The organism is Maribellus comscasis (genome assembly GCF_009762775.1).
Classification (GTDB): Bacteria; Bacteroidota; Bacteroidia; order Bacteroidales; family Prolixibacteraceae; genus Draconibacterium; species Draconibacterium comscasis.
This window is the reverse complement of the sequence record NZ_CP046401.1, coordinates 6,476,770-6,502,171: the sequence shown is the minus strand read 5'-3', so window position 1 is coordinate 6,502,171 and position 25,402 is coordinate 6,476,770. Positions and strand designations below refer to the sequence as shown.

Sequence of the window (25,402 nt, the reverse complement as noted above, 5' to 3'; positions counted from 1 at the left end):
AGTTTTAACAGCGATTTATTTGAACTTGGCAGCAGCTTTTTCTTTAACTCTGAAGTTTTTGATAAAGAGCGAGTAAAAAATCACGGTTATCTGCTGTCAGATAATGCATTTCCCCACCCATACGGTTAAAAGTTTTACAGTAACGAAGGTAGTACGCCGGATTGTCCATGGGTGGTTCTCCGTCTTTCGCCCAATCCCAGTCAGATTCGGCCAGATCCACAATCAACATATAATGATTATCGATATGAGTGCCACGTTGAATTTCAACATTCTGTGACATGGACAGTGATTTTTCAAAAATCATCGGAGACATCACTGCTGAACCAACCGAAAGATAAACTCCATCTTCCAGTTTGCTTACGCTGTCAGCAAAATATAAAAAATCGTTTAACGCAGTACGCCCAATGGCAGCCCCGTGATTCATCGGGTGATTGTAAATAATATCGTGACCAAACATGGGGTGACCGGTAAAAGGAATGCCTAAAGCATAGGCATTTCCCTGTACTGAATATTCTTTAAAAGGGTGCAAAATCTCCATCCAACCGGGGGCCAAATCAAATTTTTGAATTGCACCGGCTAAATCTATTGCGCCGGCAGCTGCCGCAGGATCGTTTTCCATTTTTCGTCTGGCCTCTTCATATAAAGTTGAAAGTGCAGGAATTTCGAGACCTTCATTTTTTATCATTTTTCCAACAGCTTCACCGTAACCAAGTCCTTCGCAGGCACCTACAATTATAGCCAGATTGATATAAAAACCCGTATCGTCCCATATTCCGAACTGACCAAGATTTACATTTTCCCTGACATCCTCGCTTGATTCACCCTGAAAAGCAAACTCCCAGTCGTGAATAATTCCGGCACCGTTGGTAGCCAAATGAGTAACCCAGCCATCTTTCATCAATGCAATCAGTGTTGGAGCCATTCCATTTTTAATGGTGTGCGCACCGAAAGTAAGCATTACTGAACGGTTTAATTCACGCGCCTTCCGAATACGTTCTGCTGTCTTTTTAATTAACTGATAACCGCGTTCACTCAAATGTTCCGGCTGGTGGTCGACCGGAATATGATCTTTTTCAATATAAACTTTGTTTTTCCGGTCTGCCAGTCTTTTGATATCTAAACGGGTTCTGTCAAATTTCGAATAGGGCATAATTTGCTAGGCTTGAATATTTAATAATTTAAGCAACTGGGGCAGCTGGGAAAAGTCGGGAATAATAAGATCGGCCCCTGCCTTTATTAGTCTCGATCTTTTACTTTCGTTTAAACTATGGCGTTTTACTTCATTGCTTGCAATTCCAACGGTCACGCCTCCCCTTTTTCGAGTTTCACGAATTTCAACCGGACCATCGCCGAAAGCCGCTACCTGCCCTGTACTTGAATCACCTATATCATTTAATATACGATCGAGAACCATTTTTTTAGCTTCCTTGTTTACGTCGCCAACCGCTCCATATATTCCACCTTTAAACAGATGATCGTATCCCAGAATACGCGCTTCATTCTTCACATCAACTTCATCCGTTCCGCTTGCCAGGTATAAAGTTACACCAGCATTATATAATGTTTCCAGCAGAGCAACGGCATTTTTTAGCGTAACATCTTCCAAAGTCAATTCTTTTTTTGTAAGCTTTGCCTCACGCACCCTTACCATCTTTAAGAGCTCATCGTTGTATATTTCTTTATAGCCAAATTCATCCAGGATCTGTTCTTCCGGAACCAATCCAAATTCCTTAACCAGTTCGACCAGACCTTTCATCTGAACCAGCGTTTGAATACCGGTGGTTTTATCTATAAAGTCGACTACTCTTGTTTGTACTTTGTGGTACAGTGCTTCATCGGCTATCTGAAAATGCGCTCCCAGAATAGCTTTTATCATCATGGGTTGCATAATGTATTCCCATCCTTCGCGAAGTGTTGAAATGGTTCCATCATGGTCAAAAATCGCATGGCTAATACCTAATGGCTCAAACCACTCTGTAACAACCTCTATTTCAGAATCTTTCCAATAAACTGCATGCCTGATATCTTCAGCCAGTTCAGGTTTGTATATATAATCAGGATCGACACCAATCTGAAGAATTTCGTCAGGAGACGCGGTTCCTGTTTGAAACAGTTTTTGCACGGTTATACCTGCAACAAACGAACCTACTTCTGCAGCCTCTTTCATACTGTAACCGGCAGCCAAAGCAGATGCAGCTCCTGCCAGGTAACTATCACCAGCTCCAACTGTATCTACTTTTGAAATAATCATTAACCCAAAAATATCGGTAACTCCGTTTTCATCTGCAACAAGAGAGCCCCTTTCTCCACGGGTTATAAACAGAGGTTTGCCGTATTTTTTAAATAATTGTGTTGCGGCTTCCTTAACTTCTGAATGCAAAACCACATCCCCGGCATCTTTTTTCAGACCGTATAAAACGGCAGCTTCCATATCATTCATTTTCCGGTAAGCGCCTTCATAAAAATCGCTGTAGTTGCGGCTATCAACAATAAAAATTTTTTCAGGAAAACTTTGAATAGCTTTCACCAATTCTTTTCTGAAATATTCAGTATGAATTCCGGACAATACCTGCTGATTGATGATAATAACATCAACCACGGGAACTTCATCTCTGAGTTTCTGAATTAAACGGTCGGCTGTTGCCGTTGAAAGCTGATTAAAATTTCCAAAGTCAATCCGGTTTTGCTCCACATCTTCTACATAAGGTTTTGTGTATACATGTGTCGACCAGTCATCTTCCTGAATAATAAGATTTTGCGGATTTATTCCATTTTCTTTCATCACCTTCACCATTTCTGTTCCAAATGGATCAGCTCCGAGCACACCAAACGCCCTGACATCTTTCACCCCCATCGCAGTGAGGTTATTGGTCACGTTTCCAGCACCTCCCAAAGAATATCGCTGCTGTTTTACAGGGCGTGTCATCTGTCCGGTTTCAATAGAAATTTCACTTTTCGACTCATCGACAAACCAGTAAGCGTCGAGGCAAAAGTCGCCTATTACAGCAATTTTTACTGCGCTGATATCCTTTAATACGGTTTGTAATTGTTCTTTATTCATTTTTGTTAAGTAATAATTTTAAAATCGCAGTCTAAAAACTTCAAAAAACTTATTGATTACTCCATTCATTTTTTATTGAAGGAGGTGCGTCACCCGGATTAGCTCCCCAACTCTTATTGGGTTCTGGTCCCATTTGAAAAACAAGAGTTCCTCCATCTTTTATGTCCTCGTGTTTAAACCATGTTTTGTTTAACGGATTGTCGTTAAATAAAGCCTTTTGGATATAGCAATTGTCTTTTGAATTGTTAACAATTTTAATGGTAAATTCCGGAGAATTATAATAATCTTCATCCAGGTGAACGGTTACTTTACTAAATTCAGGACTTCCAATGACATACACATTCTGTCCCGGAGCCACCGGATAAAATCCCATGGAACTTAAAACATACCAAGCTGACATTTGTCCCATGTCTTCATTTCCGCATAGACCGTCCGGGCCCGAATGATACAACTCTTCCATTACTTTTCTGGCTAATTCCTGTGTTTTCCACGGAGCCCCTGCATAATCGTACAGATACAGCGTGTGATGGCTGGGTTCGTTACCGTGTGCATATTGCCCGATCAAACCAGTTACATCCGAAACTGTTTCCTGAACTTCGGAACTCATCGTAAAAAGCGTATCCAATTTGCTTATGAAGTTTTTTCTTCCGCCTTCAAAATCAATCAATCCCTGCACGTCGTGCGGAACAAACCATGTGTACTGCCAGGCATTTGCTTCCGTATAGTGGCGTTCGTCTCCGTGTCCTACAAATGTTGGATTAAAGGGAGCCAGCCAATTTCCTTCACTATCTTTTGGGCGGGCCAGACCCGTTTCCGGATCCAATACGTTTTTGTAATTGGCGGCACGTTGCATAAACAATTTATAATCATCTTCCTTTCCCAAAGCTTTTGCCAACTGAGCTACACACCAATCATTGTAAGCATATTCCAATGTTCTGGACACTGATTCCCTGACTTTATCGTATGGCAGATAACCTTTTTCCAAATAATCGTTTAAACCAATTCTACCTCTTGAACGATGTTCTGCAGGAGGTGTTTCCATCGCATTTTTCCGAACTGCTTTATAAGCTTCCTCTGCATCAAAACCGGCAATTCCTTTTTGAAAAGCATCTGCAATGGCAGCCACAGGATGGTCGCCGATCATATCGTTTGTGTAGCTATTTCCAAATTGCTGTGGTGTAGGCAGCCAGCCTCCCTGTTCGAACTGAGCCAGCATAGTGCGAATTGCATTTACATTTCTCTGTGGTTCAACGAGTGTAAGCAGTGGCATTTCAGCCCGATGTGTATCCCACAACGAAAAATCGCTTAAATAAGTAAAGTCTTCCGCGGTATGAACCTGACCATCCAGACCGATATATTTTCCATCAACATCACTAAAAGTTGCCGGAAATAACAACGAGTGATATAGCGCAGTGTAGAATGTAGTTTTTTTATTTTGATTGTATGTTTTGTCGTTTGCTTCGGGAGTTTCTATCTCAATTTTGCCCAACGCAGCATTCCATGTTTGACTGGCCCGTTTTTTTATTTCATCAAAATTCCAACCGGGTATTTCAGTATCTAAGTTCAAACGAGCCTGTTCAATACTCGTGTAGGAAATTCCAACCTTTACCTCGATGGTTTCGTTTTCAGTAGTTTCGTAATCAACAAAAGCACCGATGTATTTTCCTTCATCTTCTGCTGAATCTGGTTTAATATTTTCTTCATTCCATGTTCCTGATGCTTTAAACGGTTTACTGAACCGCGCGCAGAAATATACGTTTTTGTGTTTTACAAAACCATGCGATGAACGGTGACCTACAATTTCAGTGTCACTTACAATCTTAATTTCACTTCCCTGCCTGTATCTTTCGCGAATACCGTGTCCGGCATCAATAATAATATGCGCCGCATCAGATTTTGGAAATGTATAACGATGAAAACCTGCACGAGTAGAAACTGTCAACTCGGCTTTTACTGCGTAATCTTTCAATAAAACCGAATAATAACCAGCCGAAGTTGTTTCTTCTTCATGAGAAAAACGGGAACGGTATCCTTCGTCGGGGTTTTCTTTACTTCCGGGAATAACCTTTACTTCGCCTGTAGTTGGCATAAGTAAAACATCGCCCCAATCGCCGGCCCCCATTCCACTACGGTGCAAATGGCTAAATCCCATCAAAGAAATATCCGAATAATGGTAACCGGAACACCAGTCCCAATCTTCTGTTCCGGTGTCTGGGCTCAACTGAACCATTCCACCAGGCAGCGCTGCCCCGGGAAAAGTATGTCCATGAAAATCTGTTCCAATCATCGGATCTACGTAATCTGCATAATCCGGGGATTCCGTCTTAAAACAACTCGTTACAGTGAGGTTTGCTACAATCGCTAAAGATATAATTTTATGTATTTTCATCTATGTTATTCTTTTTGAAAAATCAAAGCTCTTCCAACACATTTACTTCATTTACTTTTCCTGAATGTGAATTCAGTCTGAGACTCTTAATCTCACAGGCTCTAAATTTGCCACTCCATTTACTCGCTGCAAAAATCAAATCGATTGATGCGGTTGTTGGTACCCCCGATGATTCCACGCAGCGAACAATAATATCGCTGTTATCTTCAGCTTGTTTTATTGAAGTAACAATTATATTTGTTTTATCAACCTTGAGAAACGAATCTGACTTCGGCAGTTCTCCTCCATGAATTCCCTGATATATACATATTGGAGGCGCCATAAATTCTTCAGCTGTCATTGCAACATTATTTTCCTTCCACGAGTCACTATGAGGAACAAGTAGCATTCTGAATGTATGAATTCCCTGATCCATCCACCGGTATTCATTTTCCGGGTTTAATTCTTTCGGTCGGTGATGTGCAAAAACGGCAGAACGTGCAACAGAGATACGTGCGTCGTTTTCGTTAACACTGTAACCATATTTGGCATCATTCATTACGGTTAGTCCGTAAGTTTTTCCGTTTTGTTTTCCTGTTATGTCAATCCATCGCTGGCCGGGATTTTCATCGCCATTGGCTTCGCGAATAATATGTCCGTAAGGAACCTCATAGCTTGCCTCGGGAGACTTTACATTTACAGGAAAAGAAAATTTTAGCATTTTGAGCTGCTCGTGCCAATCAAGTGATACATCTGCTTCAATATTTCGCGAAGCTTTTGATAACGACCAATCGATTGTTAAAGTTGAATTTCCGTAGGTACTAACCACCCTTACAGTTGCTTTTACAGGACCATTTTGAATAACTTTAACTTTGGCATCTTCAAAGGCTCCGATTTCATCAGTAAAAGCTTTAACACCGTGACTCCATGTATCGCTTGGGTCGTTTAGGATAATCGCTTTACAGCCCTTCTGTTTGCCTGCAAAAACTTCATCTCCTGTGCTCTTATCTAAAATTCCAATTTCTCCATTTTCAGAAAAACTAATTTTATAAAATATGTTTTCAATCGAATTATTACTTGAGGTTACACCATCTTGTATGGAAGGTGAGTCAGCGTCCAAAAGCCGAAGCTGGCGATAACCAAAAGCCGGTAAGGTCACTTCTGTCAGTAGTTTTTTTCGGCTGCCGGTTTCTGTTGTTCCCAGAGCCCACTGGTGAGGAAGCGGATTTCCCTGCTCATCTTCTACTCTCGACGATTTGTGACGGTCATTCCAGTTAAAATCGTACTCCACAGTTTTCCTCACTTCCCACGCATTCGGATTAAAAACAACCATATATTCCGACTCGGGATCTTCTGCCGGAATTTGCCACTCCAGTTTTTGAATTGCCTTATACGCAGCCTGATGGGCTATGTCAAGGGAAAAGCCATAACCCTCACGGGCCGTTGTCGAGTGTTCCGGTAGCGATGTTCCGGCGAGACTATCATGAAACTGAAGAAAAAGTATACGTTGCCAGGCTGAAGAAAACTCATTTTTGGGGTAGTTTGCTCCCCATGCCAGTGAGCCAACAGCAGCTAATTTTTCTGCTGTAATAAGAGCGGCTTCCGATTGCCGGTTTCCTTTTTTAATTTCTATTTCAGCGGTATAACAACCTTGTGCATGATGTTGCAAATCTTCATTTACCGTAGGCAACTCGAGATTCTTATTATCTATTTCTTCAAAATACTTCTCCATAGTGCTAAAAATCACTTCGGGGGCACCGTTCTCTGTTTTCAACTCCTCTATCGATTTGATATTTTCTTTTGTTGCACCCCCTCCATGATCCCCTGCTCCGTAAAATGCCATAAAACTCTTCATGGGTTGGTTCTGAAAACGTTCCAATACCTGTTCCACACGCCGGTTTACAGGTTGTGTTTCGTTATAGCTAATAGGAATACGATAGGTTAGCACCTTTGAGCCGTCGGGGCTTTTCCACCAGAACAGGTCGGCAGGAATTTCCTTTTCATGTGGCCCGGGGCGCATAAAAACATAATGTTTCATTCCCTGCAGATTCAAAATCTGCGGTAATGTTCCAGCGTGTCCAAACGAATCGGGATTGAAGGCAATCTTAGCTTTTCGTCCCAATAAACGCTCAAAGGTTTTCTGTCCGTAAAGTCCCTGCCTCACCATTGCTTCGCCATTGGGAATGTTAACATCGGGTTCCACCCACCATCCTCCAACAATATTCCAGCGGCCTTCTTCCACTCTCTTTTTAATTTCTTTCATCATCTGGGGATCATTTTCAGCCACCCACTGGTAAAACTGCGCTGAACTTGCCACAAAAGCGAAATCGGGTGTTTCATTCATCCTATCCAATGCAGATTGAAACGTACTGTGAACAACTGACATTCCCTCTGCCCAGGGCCACAGCCACACCGGGTCAATATGCGCGTGACCGATCATATGAAAACGATAATCTGAAGCTGCTGCCGGCCACGAAATTTTCCCATCAATGTTTGCTGCAAAAGCTGTATTCACAGGAGCAAAGGCAATCATAGCTGTTCCTGCTGCTGTCCGGGTTAAAAAATCTCTTCGTGTAAGAGAAGAACCGGAAGAGGTTTTAGACTTTTTCATGATAATGGTAGTTTTATTGATTCGCTAATTCTTATTCGTTTAGTCGGAGTTAAATACTTCTTCTTCAATCATCATACATATGGCATGGTAAACAGGCAAATGTAATTCCTGCACATATGCAGTCCTCTTTTCCGGGACATTTAATAACACATCGCTCAAATCTTTCAATTTCCCTCCGGTATCACCTGTAAAACCAATGGTTTTTAACCCTTTTGCTTTAGCCACCAAAAACGCATCAACCACATTTTGTGAATTCCCTGAAGTACTCAGTCCCATCAAAATATCGCCTTCGTTGCCTAAGCCGGTAATTTGCTGGGCAAAAATCAGTTCTCCGCTTATGTCGTTTGCAACCGCAGTAATTAGGGCGTTATGAACTGTAAGTGAGATTGCAGGCAATCCTTGCTGTAATTTCGATGCAAGTTCTTTTCCTCTTTCCGGCGAGAGCGCGCTTAATCTTTTCTGAAATTCTGAATCCAAAGGACGGTGTCCTTCAAAACTTTTCATTAATTCTCCTACGATATGGTCCGCATCAGAACAGCTTCCGCCATTTCCACAAACCAACACTTTCCCTCCGTTTTTGTATGAATCGATTATTATTTCGACCGCTGCTATTATGGATTTTTCCAATGTGGCAAGATTGCTATATCGTTTTAGCAATTGCTGCAAAATATTATTTTCTTTCATTATTACAGTATAAATCAAAATTCATTTTCATAAATAGCTACGCCAAGTGCTGCAAAATCACCGAGTGATTCACCAAGAAGTGCTGGTTTTATTTTACAAACTTCAATTGCAGCGGGAATAGCTTCCTCTTTCAGAACTCTGTCGACATGTGGTTTAAACAACATTTCGTTACGTGCATAGATACTTCCAATTACAATACATTGGGGGTTAATTATATCGATAAGAACAGCCAAACCCCGACCAAGATATTCTGCAGAGATTCGTACAATTTCTTTTGCCACCGGATCATCGATTCTTGCTGCCATCGCCACATCTTTCGCAGTCAATTCCCCGGCCATTTCAATATTTGGGCAAAATTCCACTGATTCTCCCCGGCCTAACCTTTCGGTAACAACAGTTTTCGCTAACTGCGCGATACCACCTCCGCTACAAAAACCTTCAAAAGAGCCGGCTTTTCCAAAACCAACCGGTCCTGTATTTGCCAGACGAATGTGTCCAACTTCCCCGCCTAAATCGTTGGTTCCTGTATAAAGCTGTCCATTCAATATCAGTCCGGATCCCATTCCTGTTCCAAAAGTGAGAAAAATCATATTTTGTGTTCCTTTTCCCGCTCCCATCAGCCACTCAGCCAGTGCACAGGCATTTGCATCGTTTTGAAGAGCAACAGGTACACCGTATTTTTTATTGAATACTTCAACTATCGGCACCCTATCCCAACCCGGCAAATTTGGCGGAGAATAAATCACTCCTTCCTTTGAATCCAAGGGACCTCCGCAACTTATACCAATACGTCTCAAATTTTCTTTTGGATAGTCAACAAACAACTTGTCTATATGATAATGAAATTCATCTAATATTGCAGTGTAACCTCGTTCTGTTTCTGTATCAAACCTAATCTTCTGAAGAATATTAAAGTTCTTATCTCCGATTACGATTGCACATTTTGTACCTCCTATATCCAGGCCTATGTAGTATTCGTCTGTACTTTTGTTCATTCTTTAAATCTTCTTAGTTAAATCGGTTTAGCTAAAGTATAAAAAATTTTATTTACTGCTTGATTTTCTTGCAATAAATCGCGTATTTAACATTACTTTTTGCTTTTTATGCTCTTTATTTTTAATATTCTCCAACAAGATTTTAACTGACTCCCTACCTATCTCTTTTAAAGGTTGCGCAATTGCAGAAATTGGGGGAAAACTAATTTTATAAGCATCCGGGTCGTCAAAACTCACCACTCTGACGTCGCTCGGAACCTGCATCCCTAAGGAATGAATACTTTCCAATCCCATTACTCCTATTTTACTTGTAGTGAAAAGAATCGCTTCAACTCTATCTTTAGCTGACAATAATTCTTTTATCGCATAAAACACATCGTTTTTTTCGTGTGAAAAAGGCATTACTTTTATTCGCTCTTCCAATACCGGGATATTTGAATCAGTAAGAGCTTTTTTGTACCCTTCCAGTCGCTGAATCATATTAACCAAACGGGCACTTGTTGTAACACATGCAATCTTTCTGATTTCATTATTTATCAGATGCATTGTACCTTCATAAGCAGCCTGAAAATTATCCACAACCACATAATTGGAGTCAATATCTGCAAAATATCTGTCAACAAGTACATAAGGAGTTTTACTAGCCTCAAGCGATAAAATTTGCTCTTCACTTCCTTCTGGTGGAGAAATTATAATTCCATCCACCTGTCCCTGTTGGAGCATTTCTATTTGCTTCTGAGAATTTTCAGCCTTTTCATCTGAACTGCAAAACATTACGCGATACCCGTGAAGAGACGCCTCTTTTTCAATTTCGCGTCCGAGTTTACCAAAAAATGGATTAGCCATATCGGCAATAATTAATCCTATTGTGTTTGTTTTTCCGGTACGTAAACCTTTGGCAATCTGATTCGGCCTGTAATTTAGCTCCTTTGCCAGCTTTTTTACTTTTTTTTGAATGTCTTCACTAATGCGGTGTTCTTTTCCCTTTCCATTCAGCACCAGAGAAACCAATGTTTTTGAAACTCCGAGTTGTTGTGCGATATCGTTCAGTGAAGTTTTTTTCATATTCTGACTTGTTCAGGTTCTATCTTCTTTACCAAAAATAACTATTTAAATAAAAAACACGCTTTTTATTCATTCTTTATTTACAGAACACATAAAAATGTCACCCATGAATTGGATGAATCTGTTTGGAAACATCGAGCTGCCCTCCCCTTCCAAGCACTTCATTTTGTATTTCTGAATAATCCAACTTTCTAATTTTTGTTCTCTGTTGAACAGCCATTCCGGCGGCAATTCCCGTTGCCTGCCCCATCATGGAACAGGTAGTAGATACCCGCGCTGAAGATAATGCCAGCTGTTCAGCTGATAAACAACGTCCGGCTACCAATAAATTATCTGCATCTTTGGAGATCAGGCATCGCATTGGAATCTGGTAAGGAGGCACTTTTAACTGGTCTTTTGGAAGAATGTAGGTTCTTTTATCGTCGGTCAGACCATGTCCGTCGAAATAAAACGTACCACGTGCAACTCCGTCATCAAATGTTTTCCCGGCACGTAAATCGTCCACCGTCAAAATATAATCTCCTTCCACACGGCATCCTTCCCGAACCCCAATCATTGGAGCGCTGTGCGTTAGTCTCCATTTTTTATTTTCAACTTTTTGATAATAACTCAGCACATCCATTGTTCGTCTTCGGGCTTGAATTTCGGCATTTGTAATCCCTTCTGTTGAAGTAGCATCAAACATCGGAATTTTAATTTTCAATGCTTTTCCTCCCGGACCGTCGGGCCAGACACTAACCATAGGTAAATCTTCTTTTTTTGAAATCTGCGTTGCCCAGTCGCTGGGAACCTGCTGCAAAAAATCTTCTTCGGCAACTTCCCGTGCAAAACACATTTTCGACATTGGAAGCTGGTAACCTATTTTGCCGTCGCCTTTCATTGTAGCCACTCCGGCATAACGCGCCAAATCTGCATCGCCTGAGCAATCAATAAAAATCTTTCCGCGAACGCCTTCCAGCCCCGATTTTCCGCAAATAATACATTCTTTTATTCCGTTTCCTTTTGAAAGAACATCAACCAAACGGGTATGCAGCAATATTTTTACTCCTCTTGCCAACAAAATTTCCTGTAAAACCAAAGAAAGAATTTCATAATTAAATACGGTCTGACTTCTGGCTTCGCCAAGCGAATTGTATCGTTTCAAATCTTTCAGAATCTGGTCAAAAACCTCACCCTGTTCTTCAATCTGCCCGCAAAAATTAGCCACACCACCGGTTGTAAGCATTCCACCCAGATTGGCAAAACGTTCGACAAGCAACACTTTTGCACCAGAAACAGCTGCAGAAGCGGCGGCTGAAACGCCAGCAATTCCACCTCCAATCACAACCACATCAGCTTCATAGCGAAGCGGAATGTTTCTTTTGTAATCTATACCATCGCCTGATTTTAGTTCCTTTTCGAAGTCTCCGGCATCGGTTTTTGAAAACAAACCGGTTCCCAAAGCAGCCAACACCCCCTTTTTTATAAAATTCCTCCTTCTGTACATTTTACATCAGTTTCAAGTGAACGTATTTTACTGTCTTACGATTGTAAGTGTACGTAATGTGAATTGTTCCGTCGCTGCCTTCAATAATAGCTGGATAACTAAATTCACCTTCCGGCTGATCTTCCAAAACAATTAGGTCGAACCAATTTTTTCCGTCGGCTGAGATTTTTACATCAATTTTATTGCGGCCTTTTTCAACGGGATTCGAAATAAGCAGGTGTAGACCATTTTTTATTGTCACTGCATCAATTCCCGAATTGTTATTCACAAGAGAAGTGGCTTCTACCGGTGACCATGTTTTTCCATTATCTGAAGACCACGTTTCAACAATTTTCTTTTCCTTACTGCGACACAACATCTGAATTTTTCCTTCCGAATAAAAAAGAATGGTTGGCTGAATGGCGTTAAAACCATTATTATCAATATCAACTTTTTTCCAGTTTTCCAGATCCTCATCCGAAGTCTCTACATAAATATTCCACTTTTCTCTCGTCTCAAAACTTGTTGGGTACAGAATAGTCCCGTCAGATAGATTTTCTGGTTTGTTTTTTATTGGCCCTAACAAATTATCTGGAATCTCAACAGCATCCGACCAGGTGTTTCCGTTGTCGGCAGAAACTTTGTACAATCCCCACCATTCGCGTGGGCTTGGACCGACCTTGTAATAAAGGACAATTTCTCCGTTATTGGTTTTAAAAAGAACCGGATTCCAGCACGGATAACGCAAAGTATCATTTATTATTCCATCGGCAACAAGTACAGGAGTGCTCCACCTTCCATCTGTTAATGCAGAAGTATAAATACAAACATCCGGATTTTTTTCGCGGGTTCCACCAAACCATGAAGCAAGAAAACCATCTTCAGTTTCAACAATTGTAGAAGCATGACATTGTGGAAACGGAGCTGTTTCATAAATAAATTCAGCAGTGAGAACTTCCGCTTTTACATCTTCGGGAGCAGGTGTATTCTGACATGAAAAGAAAGCAAACATCACTGAGACACTGATTAAATAAATGATTTTCAATGATTTCATAATTATATTTATTTATTGTTCTGAAATTATAGTTGTTTGATACATGAATTACAAAAGAAATTTAATTAACAGATTTTTGCTTCTCAAATCTTCTTAAAAACACATTTAATTTTAACCCTTTAGCAAAAAAACAAAGCACAGAAAAACGACGTTCAATGAACTTTATGTTATTTCAAATCTAAGACAAAGAGTGAGGCACAATTATCACACCCTCCAAACCAGGAAGATTAAAAAACCATTCAATTTTGAGAAACCTGCCTTACTTTCAATACTTATTAAGGCCAGACTGCTTTGCTATTTAATACGTTCCGAAGGTGCATTCCTTTTAAACGATGGAACACTTTGTTACGCCAATAAGATATGAACTTGTTCCCTTCTTTCAACCTGCAAAATAACAATACCCATTGCTTCTGCATCTCTTGCCATACATACTAAAAAGAGCGCCAGATTCAGGAATACAAGCAGTTTGCGAAATTTCTAAAACTATACATTTTGCAAAACAAAGCCATTTCGTTGCGCACCGGGGAGACGTGTTCGGTATTTATAAAAGGTATTTTTGCTTTCTGACACCAGAGCGGCGAAGCAGAAACAACACAGGCTCCTTAAATTCTCTATCTATATTTTTAGTTTTTGTTGAAGGTTAACATTTTTCAACATCACAAATTTACTCTGTTAGTGTTGAAAAATCCAAAAACTAAAAAAAGTATCTCCTTTGCAAACAAATGCTCCAGAGATACTCTCTTTATTAAAAACTTAACCAAATTTGTCGAGTTTAATTAAAAGAAAAAGGACATGTCCGCCTGATATAGAAGACCAGTTCTCACAACATCTTTTTTCCCAGCAGTTATAATTAATAAGGCTTCTCGGTACCTTGCAACAACCACATTTTTGAGTACGAATGATCATTTGACTGATTTGATGGCACATAGCTTGTTTTCACCAGGTTTGCCACTGCTTCCTCATATTTTTCCACATATTGAGGATCGGCAAATGGCTCCGGGTAGGCGATCCTTAAAGGCAATGCGGGGCCATATGCAGGATTTGCTGCCGGTTCAAAATCAGGATAACCGGTTCTCCTCCAATCAAACCATGCTTCAGCTTGCAACCAAAGTGCAATCCACTTTTGTGTCAAAATAAGTTCATGTTTATTCGTTATTGAAGAACTATTGTAACTAACGGTTTGTTGATTGTAAAATTCCTCAAAATCAAATCCCTGAGCTTCCGACAATATCTTGTATTGATCCATAGAAGCTTCAATTCCCGCTTTGTAATGCTCTTCAACACTTGAAACTCCATAATCACCTAAATAAGCAGCTTCTGCCAAAATAAACTCAACTTCAGCATAGGTAATCAACGAAGGATTGACATAGTCATTACTGTTTTCAAAATAGATGGGTGACAAATAAGAAATATATGTGCTTCTTTCATCAGGATAATCTCTAACACCTTCGCCTCTGTTGTAATTTCCTAAAAATTCGAGATTATCATACCCAATCGGTAATCCTACATATACAGAAGTATCAAGACTTGTATTATTAGTTGGCAAAATGGTCATTTCATAACTATCGCCAAAAATATCGATGTAATTCACAGTAGTTTCTTCAGTTGCCGTAAAATCCCATTTTCTTTCTACCGGATTTATCCAACGTTGAAGCCTTGGATCGTTTCTCTCTTTCAAATAATCAACCAATGGTTTTCCTGGTTTGAATGCATACGGTTTATTTGAAGATCTGACAGAACCACCAGCAGCAGAATTATCTTCCGACAAGCCCAAAAGCACCAATGTTGCGTTATCATCATTACTTTCAAAAACCTTACTTGCCGCGTCATTAAATTCGTTTACTGTGTTAATACCCAGTTCGCCTTTTTTATTGTCTAATCTCAAACAGTATCTCAACCTCAGCGAGTTAGCAAACTTTATCCATTTATCCCGCTCTCCTCCATAAAGCAGGTCTGAAGAAGCTAAAACACTCAACCGGGAATCCAATCCTTCAAGAATTTCTGATGCCGTTCTTAAATCCGTCAAAACCCCTTCATAAACATCCTTTTGTGCATCATACTTTGGGAACAACAAACTGGAATTCGCTTGTAATGCTTCAGAATAGGGACAATCACCGTACAAATCTGCCAACAATCCAAAAATGAAAGATTTCATTATCAGTGAAGCAGCCATAAAAAATTGGTTATTCTCTTCTTCTCCTGCTTCATACATTAATTGATTGGTTCTTAAGATATCATAATATCCGCTCCAGGAACCCTTTCCCCATTGATAGCAATTCTGATTTGCGGCATTAAATTCTGTTCCTCTTTGCGTGTATTGCATTGCGCCCGCAATATCAGTATGTTCATTAACCAAATCATAAAATCTCATTGTTGTTTCTGAAATCACATAAGACAACAGATAATTAGGTGAAACTTCCTCTGCGTTATTCGGACTCACATTCATGTCATCAAAATCATCATGACAAGATTGAAAAATTTGTCCCAGAAATATAATTGTTAAAATCAAACTTATTTTTTTCATGACTACTAATTAAAATTCAACATTAAGTTTAACTCCGTAAGAACGAGTCCAAGGCGTAACATTATAATATTCAGCACCCTGAATCCATGTATTTCCATTTGAGATAAAAGCGAGCTCTGGATCAACCGGTATTTTTGCTTTTGTCCAAGTGAACACGTTTTGTGCAATGAAAGACAGTGATACATTACTCAATTTAGCTTTTTGTATCCATTGTTGAGGGAACTTATAAGTTATTGACAACTCTCTTAATTTCACATAACTGGCACTATAAATATTATTTCCTCCATAATATCTTGTTGAACGTTTATTCGCTTCAAAAGGAGTCATCCATACCGTCTCGTCACCTCCTAAGTTTTCGATATATCCTCCGTTGCCATCTTCGCGAACCCCCGGAATAAAACTTGCGTCGTTAACGTAAACCGTTTCGCCAGTATTCTTATTCACGTATGATCTTGAATTCCGAGTCGCTTCATCGGGCCATTCAAATCCGCCGTAATCACCGGTTCGGCCACCAACCCAAAGGTTAAAATATTTATCAGGGTTATCTTTAATTTGTTGTACTATGTCTTTATTTCTATCGTAATCTACGCCTGAAAAGGTTTCTTCAAGCCACCCGTTATTTCTGAAAAACTCCATAGTTCTGGAATAGAACTCTCCTCCTGCTCTCCAATCAAAATTAGCAAACAAACTAAAATTTTTGTATCTAATTGTGGGTTGTATTCCCATCAAAAATTTATGATTAAAATTACCAACCTTTTCCATTTTTTCTTCCCGGTTATCTTTTTGAGGTCTGCCATTTGAAGCAATTATCGGATAGTTATAATATTCTGACTCCTCATCTTCCACTTTCAAATAAGGATAGGCATATATATTTCCAATATTGTCTCCTACGTAACTTCTTAACCTTACCTCTCCAACAGAACCAAACTGATAATATGATATACCATCGGCCAGCTCAACAATTTTCGTCCTGTTTCTGGTCAATGTTATTCCCAAACCAGCAGAAAAGTCACGTTGTCTTACTATATCGGTATTTAAAGATACATCCCATCCTTTTCCCTGAACAAGACCTGCATTAATTTGCTTTGCAGTGGCTCCTGATTCGTTAGGTATTGAGATACTAAGTACCTGGTTTTTATTATCTACTACATAATAAGTGGCATCCAGGTTAATCCTGTTTTTCAGAAAAGAAAGATCCAAGCCAATTTCTTTTGAAGTTGCTATTTCCGGTTTCAATTCCGAGTTTCTCAATGTTCCAGGCATATACATCTGTTTCGCTTCTCCCCAATCGGCAGCAGTGGCATAATACTGAGTTAATGCATAAGAACCAACATCGTTACCTACCTGTGCATATCCTGCTCTCAATTTTGCTATATCAACCCAGGATGGTAATTGAAATAATTCATTAACCAGAAAGCTTAAAGAAGCTGACGGATAGAAATATGACCGATTGTCTTTTGGCAAAGTACTCGACCAATCGTTTCTTGCAGTTAAATCCAGATAAATCATATCCTGATATCCTAATGAAACGGAGCCGTATATACTATTAACTGCTTTTTCTGCCCACAAACTGTTGTAAGATACAGTTCCCGGCACACCATTCGAAATTGTAAACAATCCGGGTAATACAAGCTGAGATGCCTGGTTGGAAATGGCATCATCGTAATTATATCGAAGATTCCCTCCAACATTTGCAGTAAGGTTTAAACCATCGATAATACTTTTGTTATAGGTAAACATCCCTTCCCAGTTTTCCTCTTTTGCCAGAGTTCTTTGAATGGAATATGCTCCATTTGAATTGTCGTAATCACTCCAGGCAACTTTGGCCTCATTTCTTTGATTTACTACATTTGTTAAGTATCTAACCATGAAACTAAGATCTTTAAATACCTCCCAATCCAACTGGAGCTTTGCCATGGTCTGATTTCGTTTAAAACCATTAAGATTCTCGTAGACATTGAAATAAGGATTATTTTGTTTTGGCTTAGTTTTTCTCTGCTGAATATTCTCCTGACCATCTAACCAATAATCTTTCAAGTCGAGGATATTAACCTGCACTCCCATTTCAAGAACAGATCTCGAGGGGTCACGACGACCTGTACTGATATTTTGTCTATTATCCGATCCAGCCTCAGAAATATTAATCACCGCACTAACCTTTAAATTATCGGTAAGATCGAAACTACCGTTCATACCTATTGTTTTTCTGGAATAGTCGGTATTTGGCAAAATACCTTCATTCGTCAGGTTCCCAATAGAAACACGGAAATTTGCTTTTTCATATTTACCGTCAAAAGCCAGGTTATTTGACTGGCTAAAACCGTTCTGATAAAAGTTCTGCTGTCTGTCCGGATAAGCAACCAAAGGTTGCAACGATGTGCCGTCATTACTTAAAGTTGATTTATCCCACTGGTAAGAATCAGGAAATGTTCCATCAAGAATAGCTCCCCACGATTCGTTTTCCTGTTCCCCTAAACTATATGCACCTTCTTTACCGGAAGCGAATTTCGACTGAAATGGAACAAAATGATAGGGATCGTCGAGAAGAAAAGATGAATTAAAAGAAACTCCAATTCCTTTTTTTGCACCTTTTCCTGATTTGGTTGTAATAATTACTACACCATTTCCAGCCCGGGAACCATATAGTGCAGCTGCACTTGGTCCTTTCAAAATAGACATGGACTCAATATCTTCCGTATTCAGGTCAGAAATAGCGTTTCCCATATCAGCATCCTGATAATTATTATCGATACCATTATCCACCGGAACACCATCAATTACAAACAAGGGCTGATTTTTTGTATTTAAAGAACTTGCCCCGCGAATAACCATATTTACAGAAGAACCAGCAAGGCCATACATTTGTGAAACCTGAACACCTGCAGCTTTTCCAGCGACAGCATTCAATACACTTCCCTGAGAAGTTTCAGTCAGTTCATCTCCCCCAACTTCTCCTACGGAATATCCCAGAGATTTTTTCTCTCTTGTTATTCCAAGGGCAGTAACAACAACCTCATCAATACCAACAGCTTCTTCGGCCATTATTATATCAATTGTCGTTTCATCGCGGACAACAACTTCCTGCGTTTTCAATCCAATAAATGAAAAAACAAGAACGTCTCCTGCTGAAATATCAGTTAATGTATAAACTCCGTTTATGTCAGAAACTGTTCCTTTGGTAGTTCCCTTCACGGAGACTGAAACTCCGGGAATTGACTCTCCACCGCTATTTGTTATTGTTCCGGTTATCGTTTTAAGTTGTTGCACATTTTCTTCTCTAAATGCAATATTGGTCAGCGCAATCTGTCGGTTATTAATCTTATAAACGATATTGGTATTGTCGAAAATTTCATTTAATATTTCCGTTACCAACTTATTTTTTGCACTGACAGAAACGCGTCTTTCCACATCAACTTTATGCGCTTCATACATAAAATAAAACTCCGATTGGTCTTCAATTTCACTCAATATGCTCTTTATCGTGGCATTGGAAAAATCAATATCCAAACGGGTGGTTTGGGAATAAGATCCAACAGCCAGAACCTGACTGATAAAAATGATGGTTACGAATAATGTTGCTCTCATTTTTCTAAATAGTTGTGATTTCCAGAGCATAGAAACCCCGGTAATCAACACAAAGTGTTTTTTTTTCATAAATTTGTTCTGATTTATTTTTTACAATTAAATTATTTAGGCCTCTCTTTGAGCTAAAAAGAGGAGGCTTCAAAAAAAAGACTAAAGGGGATGTTAGCGCATCTCCTTTTTTTTGCAGTTTTAGTTTTTTTCCATAAGCATCTTTTCCATTTTTATTTTTCACCGTAACTTACTTCTATTATTACAGGTACTTGCGGATTATGGCTGTAATATATTTTGTAAGATACATCACAGGTATATTCAATTAGTTTAAAGATTTCTTCAAGACTTTCATCTACAATTGTCGCATTAAAAACCAAATCATAAACATCGGGAGTGTTTACGTTGATTTCCACACCATACCAATGCTCAAGTTTGGAAATTACCTCTTTCATGGGCGTATCTTTAAATATTAACACGCCATCTTTCCATGAAGTATATTCATAGGTATCAACTTTCTGTAGGGATAATATTTTCTTTTGTTCGTCGAATTGAGCCATATGCCCCGGACGCAAATCCAGGGGTTGGAAAAGATTATTAACGTGCGTCAATTCAATTTTTCCTTTCTCCAAAATCACATTAACCTTATCATCTGCAGGAAAAGAACAAACATCAAACTCAGTCCCCAAAACTTTCACTTTTAAATTACCGCAGCTTACAATTAAAGGAATTTCTTCATTTCTTTGAACCTTAAAAAAAGCTTCTCCGTCGAGTTTGATATTTCTGTTTTCGATTGAAAATTTATTACTGTAGGATAATGTTGTTTGAGAATTTAGCCAAACAACCGAACTGTCCGGTAATACAATTCTGGAGGTCTGTCCATTTTCCGTTACAACGGAAGTGAAAAACTCAGGGGTAGTTTCCTCCGAAACATCTGAACGATTAAAATAACTAAGTAAACTTCCCGATAAACCTGCTATCAATATGATAGAAGCAGCTAACCTCCACCTCAAAATTTGTTTTCTTAATTTTATAGCTACATTTTTCTCTTCATATTTTTTCCAGGCTCTTTCGATGTCAATACTTTCAAAAGCGTCAATATTTCGGGCTATTTCCCGTTCATCAGTAAGAGTTTTGAATTTGGCTTCATTTTCGGGAGACTCATTTATCCATGAATGCAGCTTTTCCATTTCATTAGCGGACTCTTTCCCTGTAATAAAATTTCCAATGATTTTTCCAATTCTAATTCGATCTGAAATCTTTGCCATTTGACATGGATAAGTTTGAATTCTTTAACTAAGAAACGACCTTAAGCAAAAACCGGATTACAAGAAATTAATATTTTTTCAAATTTTTGCTTTCCCTAAAATTACAATTGGCGGATAAATTTTGAAGGTTTAAAAAAAACGGCAAGTTTTGCTCTTAAAACTTTGTATGATCTGGCCTTATGTGTTCGAACAGTATTTACTCCGATGTTTAGTTGCCCCGCAATTTCTTCATTCGAATTATCATTCATCGACAACAATAAAACTTTTCGTCCCATTTCAGGTAGTTTATTTATCTCCCTGTAAATAACGCTGTACGTTTCATTTTTTAATACCTCATCCAAAAAGAATTCACTTTCATGGCAACTGTTTTTTGTTAAATCCATGTATTTTTTTTCCACCTTCTGATGTTTTAAATAATCAAGGCAGGAATTTCGAACTGACTTGTAGAAGAAAGCTTTTAACGCTTTTATATTCAGAAATACATTTTGCCTCTCCCAGAAAGAAATAAACACATCCTGAACAATATCTTCACAGATACTTTTGTCCGCAATATATTTTTCAGCAAAAACAGTTAAAACCGGGTAATATGAATAGAAAAAATCTTTAACGAAAATATGATTTCCATCTTCAAATCTGATTTTTATATCTTTAAAAGTCTTTTTCATTAAGCAGGTTACAAAAACAGACCCCAAACAGTGCTAAATCGTTTTAATTCAATAGTATAATATTACACATAATTTATTAAATTATGTAAACATTAATTTAACAAATATCAATAGAATTTTAACCCACCCGACTTTATGTAGTAATATTTAATGAAAATGCAGTTTAAATGTAACAAAAAATTATTCAACGAGGGTAAATTTCAGTTCGCGCGATGAGATTTCCGGCCGCATATATTTTTTTATTCGTTCGGGGTACCCTAACTCCCATGGCGACGGCCCTACCCAATCCGTTTCCTTTCCTTTTATTTTAATATAACCTTTCTTCGAAATTTCGATAACAGTAAACAAGGGCTCTTTAAATGGAGCTGTATATTTAATCCATTTAAAGTTTTTATCCACCTCTTCACTGTAAAGAATATGCTCATAATTATCGCCCAGCCAGTGATACGACATCGAAGTAATGGTGACGTACCAGATTCCATCTATTTTTTCAGCAAAATCCCAGTGCGAATGACCATTAAAACAAGCAATTACCTTTTTATCCGGATTTTCGGAATTATGTTTTTCAAAAATTGCCTGTATCTCTTTGTGGTTTTCAACACCATAATCTTCCTCTGCACCATGATACAATTGTAAACCCTGGTGCGAAAATACAATTATCGGCCGCATTGAATTTGTCAGGTCACTTTTCAGCCATTCTATCTGTTTTGGTCCTACAAATTGTTTATAGCCTTTATCTTCGGGGCTTTTTTTGTCGTTTCCGTCAAGTATGATACAATGAAAACCTTTTTTGTCAAATGAATAATAGCCCGACTTCATTTTTCGAAACTCAATGGCATCCTCTCTTGAAGTCCCGCCATCCATTTCGTGATTTCCTATTACATGATACTTCTCTCCCTTGAAAGAGTTCCAAATATCAAAATAAAGAAGATATTCTTTTTTAGGAATTCCAAAATTACCCAATTCTATTATAAAATCAGGATTAATCGCATTCATGCTGTCAATAAATGTTTGAATACGGTATTCCGCATCGTGCATGGTTGGCAGATGAACATCTGTACACACCCCTATGGTAATAATGTCATTTTTCTTTCTATTGCTGCACGAGATAAAAAAGGCAGCACACAAAATCAAAACTTTCATTTTACCTGTCATAAGAAAAAGTTCAAATTAACTACTTTGGATAATCTCAAGATAACGGGCCATCCAGTATGGCCACAACCAAAATACAGGCTCGCGTTCCTGTGTTGAATTTCCTTGCACTGCAGCCCAGGGATTTTTATCCCAGCGAACAGTAGCGCGGATACTTGCAGGCGGGAGTTCTGCAATTTGTACTTCTTCCAAAATGGGATAGCGAACAACTGTAACATCCTCGCGAATGGTATGGTCGATTCTCCAATCAACCAAATCGAGCGGTGCATCTATCAAAAATTCTATGGTTTGCTTCACATTTACCTTATTTCCGGTAGCCAAAGCATAGGTTAAATTGTTTATCAGATTTTCACCAGCCGGCTGTTTGGCCATCCATTCTTCAGCCAGATTTTGATAAAACTTCTTTAATTCCGGATCTTTTTCGTACTTCAACAAAATCGGAAAAAGATAGCCTTCCATAGTAAGATCAAAATATATTTGCCAGGCCGGATTTTTTTTGTTCAACATTGATGCATTTTCCAGATAACCTTCATTTTCAATTAGTCTTTTATACTCGTTATCATACTTTTCGTTTCCGGTAATGTGAGCAGCAAATTTTAAAAATGCCAGTAACTCAAATGAATTGAGGGCTTTTTCAGACGACCAATCCGGATCATCATTTAGTTTATCCGGCGACCACACTCCCCAGCGCGTGTGTTTGCCGTCAACATCAACCAGGTTATAATCATTTTTGATTAATCCGTCTATTATATTTGAAACATGCTCCCTGACAGCCTTTTTATCTTCTTCCTGCGCCGCATATTCATAAAAGAAAAAATACGACATCATATGACCACACATTTCATCGCTGCTGGTATCGCCTTTCCAAAGCCATTTTTTATCTTCCGACAAGCGCCAACGCTTTTCCACCGGTTTGTACCGCGGATCGTTTACCAAAGCTTCGGCTAATTGCCGGTTGGTATAAATGCGGTTTGGATCATGTACTTCTGCCCAATCAGTCGGAACAATGGTTCTGGCAAAAATGGTTTCAGTGCCGGTTACCTCACGCAAATAACGTAGAAAATCAAACGCCTTTCGGGCTTTCTCCAATGCATCTTTATCCTTTGTTACCGCATATCTGAAACTTTCCATAGCTAGGTATCCGCCGGTGTATTCGCCGTCGTTGTCATCATCAGTTTTAAACCAAAGCGAAGTATCGCCGGGGATTTCAAGCCGAACATTGCAGCAAATCCAGGGTTCACGAATATGTCTTCTCATTAGCTGCTCATAATAATCCTGTTGCTTATCTGCCAATGTCATTTCTTTTTGCCGGATGGTGCTAACACCGCCCGCCGTTGCCACCCAGGCATTTCCGTCTTTATCGAAAGCCACATCATTCACTTTATTGTCAATTAGCCACCTTCGGCTAAAACGCAAGGAATGAGAGCCATCTTTCGCGTAACGCACCACTCCAACGTCGGTTCCTACCCACATAACACTATCAGGAGATAATCGCACACAGTTCACAAAAATGGAAGGAATCCCGTTATCAGTTTTAAGATTTTTTACCAGCTTGTTGTTATTTCGGACGGATACTCCCCCCATTACACCAGCCCACAAATTATTTGCAGGCCCAAAAGCTACCGAATTTACATAACAACTCATTAACTCGTTTGTATCCTGAAACAACCGGGCTTTTCCGTCATTACACAAATAAAGGCCTGCGTCGGTTGCAACATATAAATCTCCGTTTTTATTTATGATTGCACCGCGAACGGAACGCGCTATGTTATATTCCTGTTTTTGCCACTGGTCTCCATTCGAATACCAAATTCCCATTGGCCCCAGCGCATAACTTTCGTTTCCGCTTGAACAAATCACGGAAATGGGAGCTTTAACATTTTCAACCTTATTAAGTTTATTGTTTTGAATTTCATAAAGACCATTCCATGTCCCTAATAAAACAGTTCCGTTATTCTTTGCAACAGCATAAGCAGGCCCCCTGTTTTTATCTTCTGTAACCGGTATCCAATTCCGCGATCCGGCGTTTTTTCGAAATATACCGCCAGCAGTAGCTATCCACACATTGGAATTATCGTCGACCAAAATACTACGCACTTCATTATCTGCTTCACTTTCACCAATCTTAAACGCCTCATGAAATTCCTGAATAAAAGGTGTATCAAAATAAAGTGAATCAGTGAAAATCGCTTCTTTTTCACGATATTCTTTTTGGCAGGAGACCGAATTTATTAATAGTAAAAATAATCCAACCCAGAAGCCTACCCGTTTCAATAAATTTTTAAATTTCATTCTGCAGTAGTTTAATTGTGTTTTGGCCAAACAGACGGACCTATTTTAAATTCGGAGAAAGTAGCATTAAAACTTGATTCTAAAGGGCTGCAGGCATAAACCCCAATTTTTGCCAGCTCAATTAATTGATGAAAATGAAATATCCTCATTTGACGAAAATGAATTCCATCGGTCGAATTTTCCACCAAAAAATCCTGTTGACTTCGACTTAACCGATACCACATTTCAGAAATGGTAGCGGGAATATCGGTTGTTGCCCAATCGGAATATCCAAGGTTGGTAGCCACAGAACCTAAACGCGCAAATTCTTCATTCTCATATTCTACAGACACCTTTAGCCAATTTTCGCTGTCCTGATAAAGTAATATACCACACTGATCATACATAAAATCAGAATCAAAACTCGTTTTTACGCTAAAGCTAAAGTCCCCGCTTACTTCTGTCAAAAAACCGGGGGCATTGTCATTCTGAAAACCATAATGTGTTCGCTGCCACAAATCTGTTCCGGCTTCCGTTATAATTTTCAGGTGATCATCCGCAAGTTCAAAGTTCCTGGGTTTATTTATCCACTTAAAGGCTCTTAAATCCGGTTGATTCATATCTAAATATTTAAATTTTCAAATTC

The 25,402-nt window shown here is 39.0% G+C and carries 17 protein-coding genes; all 17 read right to left on the bottom strand.

Annotated features, from left to right (window positions below):
- Positions 1-43: 43 nt before the first annotated feature.
- Positions 44-1,150 carry a GSU2086 family protein gene (locus GM418_RS26205; protein WP_158870482.1) on the bottom strand — a complete coding sequence of 369 codons (1,107 nt, stop codon included), beginning with the start codon at positions 1,148-1,150 and terminating at the stop codon, positions 44-46.
- A gap of 6 nt (positions 1,151-1,156) precedes the next feature.
- Complete coding sequence (locus tag GM418_RS26200; protein WP_158870480.1) at positions 1,157-3,061, bottom strand: PfkB family carbohydrate kinase; 1,905 nt, start codon at positions 3,059-3,061, stop codon at positions 1,157-1,159.
- 49 nt (positions 3,062-3,110) lie between these two features.
- A complete protein-coding gene (locus GM418_RS26195) occupies positions 3,111-5,450 on the bottom strand; it encodes a GH92 family glycosyl hydrolase (RefSeq protein ID WP_158870478.1) in 2,340 nt (779 codons plus the stop codon).
- 22 nt (positions 5,451-5,472) lie between these two features.
- Positions 5,473-8,040 (bottom strand): glycoside hydrolase family 38 N-terminal domain-containing protein, encoded by a 2,568-nt coding sequence (locus tag GM418_RS26190; protein ID WP_158870476.1) that lies wholly within the window; start codon positions 8,038-8,040, stop codon positions 5,473-5,475.
- 39 nt (positions 8,041-8,079) lie between these two features.
- Positions 8,080-8,724, bottom strand: a complete 645-nt coding sequence (locus GM418_RS26185) for a D-sedoheptulose-7-phosphate isomerase (RefSeq protein ID WP_158870474.1) — start codon at positions 8,722-8,724, stop codon at positions 8,080-8,082.
- A gap of 14 nt (positions 8,725-8,738) precedes the next feature.
- Positions 8,739-9,719: an ROK family protein gene (locus GM418_RS26180; RefSeq protein WP_158870472.1), complete on the bottom strand. Its 981-nt coding sequence runs from the start codon at positions 9,717-9,719 to the stop codon at positions 8,739-8,741.
- Between the two features lie 48 nt (positions 9,720-9,767).
- Positions 9,768-10,784, bottom strand: a complete 1,017-nt coding sequence (locus GM418_RS26175; protein ID WP_158870470.1) for a LacI family DNA-binding transcriptional regulator — start codon at positions 10,782-10,784, stop codon at positions 9,768-9,770.
- A 100-nt stretch (positions 10,785-10,884) separates the two neighbouring features.
- Complete coding sequence (locus tag GM418_RS26170) at positions 10,885-12,270, bottom strand: FAD-dependent oxidoreductase (protein WP_158870468.1); 1,386 nt, start codon at positions 12,268-12,270, stop codon at positions 10,885-10,887.
- Position 12,271: 1 nt separating this feature from the next.
- Entirely contained in the window at positions 12,272-13,303 is a 1,032-nt protein-coding gene (locus GM418_RS26165; protein WP_217447603.1) for a sialidase family protein, read from the bottom strand.
- An 850-nt stretch (positions 13,304-14,153) separates the two neighbouring features.
- The gene (locus GM418_RS26160) at positions 14,154-15,827 is read right to left on the bottom strand and encodes a SusD/RagB family nutrient-binding outer membrane lipoprotein (protein ID WP_158870466.1); all 1,674 of its coding nucleotides are present in this window, start codon (positions 15,825-15,827) and stop codon (positions 14,154-14,156) included.
- A gap of 9 nt (positions 15,828-15,836) precedes the next feature.
- Positions 15,837-19,412: a SusC/RagA family TonB-linked outer membrane protein gene (locus GM418_RS26155; protein ID WP_158870464.1), complete on the bottom strand. Its 3,576-nt coding sequence runs from the start codon at positions 19,410-19,412 to the stop codon at positions 15,837-15,839.
- Between the two features lie 4 nt (positions 19,413-19,416).
- The gene (locus tag GM418_RS26150) at positions 19,417-19,644 is read right to left on the bottom strand and encodes a hypothetical protein (RefSeq protein WP_158870462.1); all 228 of its coding nucleotides are present in this window, start codon (positions 19,642-19,644) and stop codon (positions 19,417-19,419) included.
- The gene (locus GM418_RS26145) at positions 19,634-20,668 is read right to left on the bottom strand and encodes a FecR family protein (RefSeq protein WP_158870460.1); all 1,035 of its coding nucleotides are present in this window, start codon (positions 20,666-20,668) and stop codon (positions 19,634-19,636) included. Before GM418_RS26145 ends, GM418_RS26150 begins: the two co-directional genes overlap by 11 nt.
- A gap of 101 nt (positions 20,669-20,769) precedes the next feature.
- Positions 20,770-21,333 carry an RNA polymerase sigma-70 factor gene (locus GM418_RS26140; protein ID WP_158870458.1) on the bottom strand — a complete coding sequence of 188 codons (564 nt, stop codon included), beginning with the start codon at positions 21,331-21,333 and terminating at the stop codon, positions 20,770-20,772.
- A gap of 180 nt (positions 21,334-21,513) precedes the next feature.
- Positions 21,514-22,488, bottom strand: coding sequence for a metallophosphoesterase family protein (locus GM418_RS26135; protein WP_217447602.1), 975 nt, complete (start codon positions 22,486-22,488; stop codon positions 21,514-21,516).
- Between the two features lie 15 nt (positions 22,489-22,503).
- Positions 22,504-24,777: a ligand-binding sensor domain-containing protein gene (locus GM418_RS26130; protein ID WP_158870456.1), complete on the bottom strand. Its 2,274-nt coding sequence runs from the start codon at positions 24,775-24,777 to the stop codon at positions 22,504-22,506.
- A gap of 11 nt (positions 24,778-24,788) precedes the next feature.
- Positions 24,789-25,376 (bottom strand): DUF1349 domain-containing protein, encoded by a 588-nt coding sequence (locus tag GM418_RS26125; RefSeq protein WP_158870454.1) that lies wholly within the window; start codon positions 25,374-25,376, stop codon positions 24,789-24,791.
- Between the last annotated feature and the right edge of the window lie 26 nt (positions 25,377-25,402).

Coding starts and splice junctions, on each gene's coding strand:
- GM418_RS26170 (WP_158870468.1), bottom strand. CDS start 12,270: ATGTACAGAAGGAGGAATTTTATAAAAAAGGGGGTGTTGGCTGCTTTG.
- GM418_RS26205 (WP_158870482.1), bottom strand. CDS start 1,150: ATGCCCTATTCGAAATTTGACAGAACCCGTTTAGATATCAAAAGACTG.
- GM418_RS26155 (WP_158870464.1), bottom strand. CDS start 19,412: ATGAGAGCAACATTATTCGTAACCATCATTTTTATCAGTCAGGTTCTG.
- GM418_RS26130 (WP_158870456.1), bottom strand. CDS start 24,777: ATGAAATTTAAAAATTTATTGAAACGGGTAGGCTTCTGGGTTGGATTA.
- GM418_RS26175 (WP_158870470.1), bottom strand. CDS start 10,784: ATGAAAAAAACTTCACTGAACGATATCGCACAACAACTCGGAGTTTCA.
- GM418_RS26185 (WP_158870474.1), bottom strand. CDS start 8,724: ATGAAAGAAAATAATATTTTGCAGCAATTGCTAAAACGATATAGCAAT.
- GM418_RS26195 (WP_158870478.1), bottom strand. CDS start 5,450: ATGAAAATACATAAAATTATATCTTTAGCGATTGTAGCAAACCTCACT.
- GM418_RS26165 (WP_217447603.1), bottom strand. CDS start 13,303: ATGAAATCATTGAAAATCATTTATTTAATCAGTGTCTCAGTGATGTTT.
- GM418_RS26135 (WP_217447602.1), bottom strand. CDS start 22,488: ATGACAGGTAAAATGAAAGTTTTGATTTTGTGTGCTGCCTTTTTTATC.
- GM418_RS26180 (WP_158870472.1), bottom strand. CDS start 9,719: ATGAACAAAAGTACAGACGAATACTACATAGGCCTGGATATAGGAGGT.
- GM418_RS26145 (WP_158870460.1), bottom strand. CDS start 20,668: ATGGCAAAGATTTCAGATCGAATTAGAATTGGAAAAATCATTGGAAAT.
- GM418_RS26190 (WP_158870476.1), bottom strand. CDS start 8,040: ATGAAAAAGTCTAAAACCTCTTCCGGTTCTTCTCTTACACGAAGAGAT.
- GM418_RS26160 (WP_158870466.1), bottom strand. CDS start 15,827: ATGAAAAAAATAAGTTTGATTTTAACAATTATATTTCTGGGACAAATT.
- GM418_RS26140 (WP_158870458.1), bottom strand. CDS start 21,333: ATGAAAAAGACTTTTAAAGATATAAAAATCAGATTTGAAGATGGAAAT.
- GM418_RS26125 (WP_158870454.1), bottom strand. CDS start 25,376: ATGAATCAACCGGATTTAAGAGCCTTTAAGTGGATAAATAAACCCAGG.
- GM418_RS26200 (WP_158870480.1), bottom strand. CDS start 3,061: ATGAATAAAGAACAATTACAAACCGTATTAAAGGATATCAGCGCAGTA.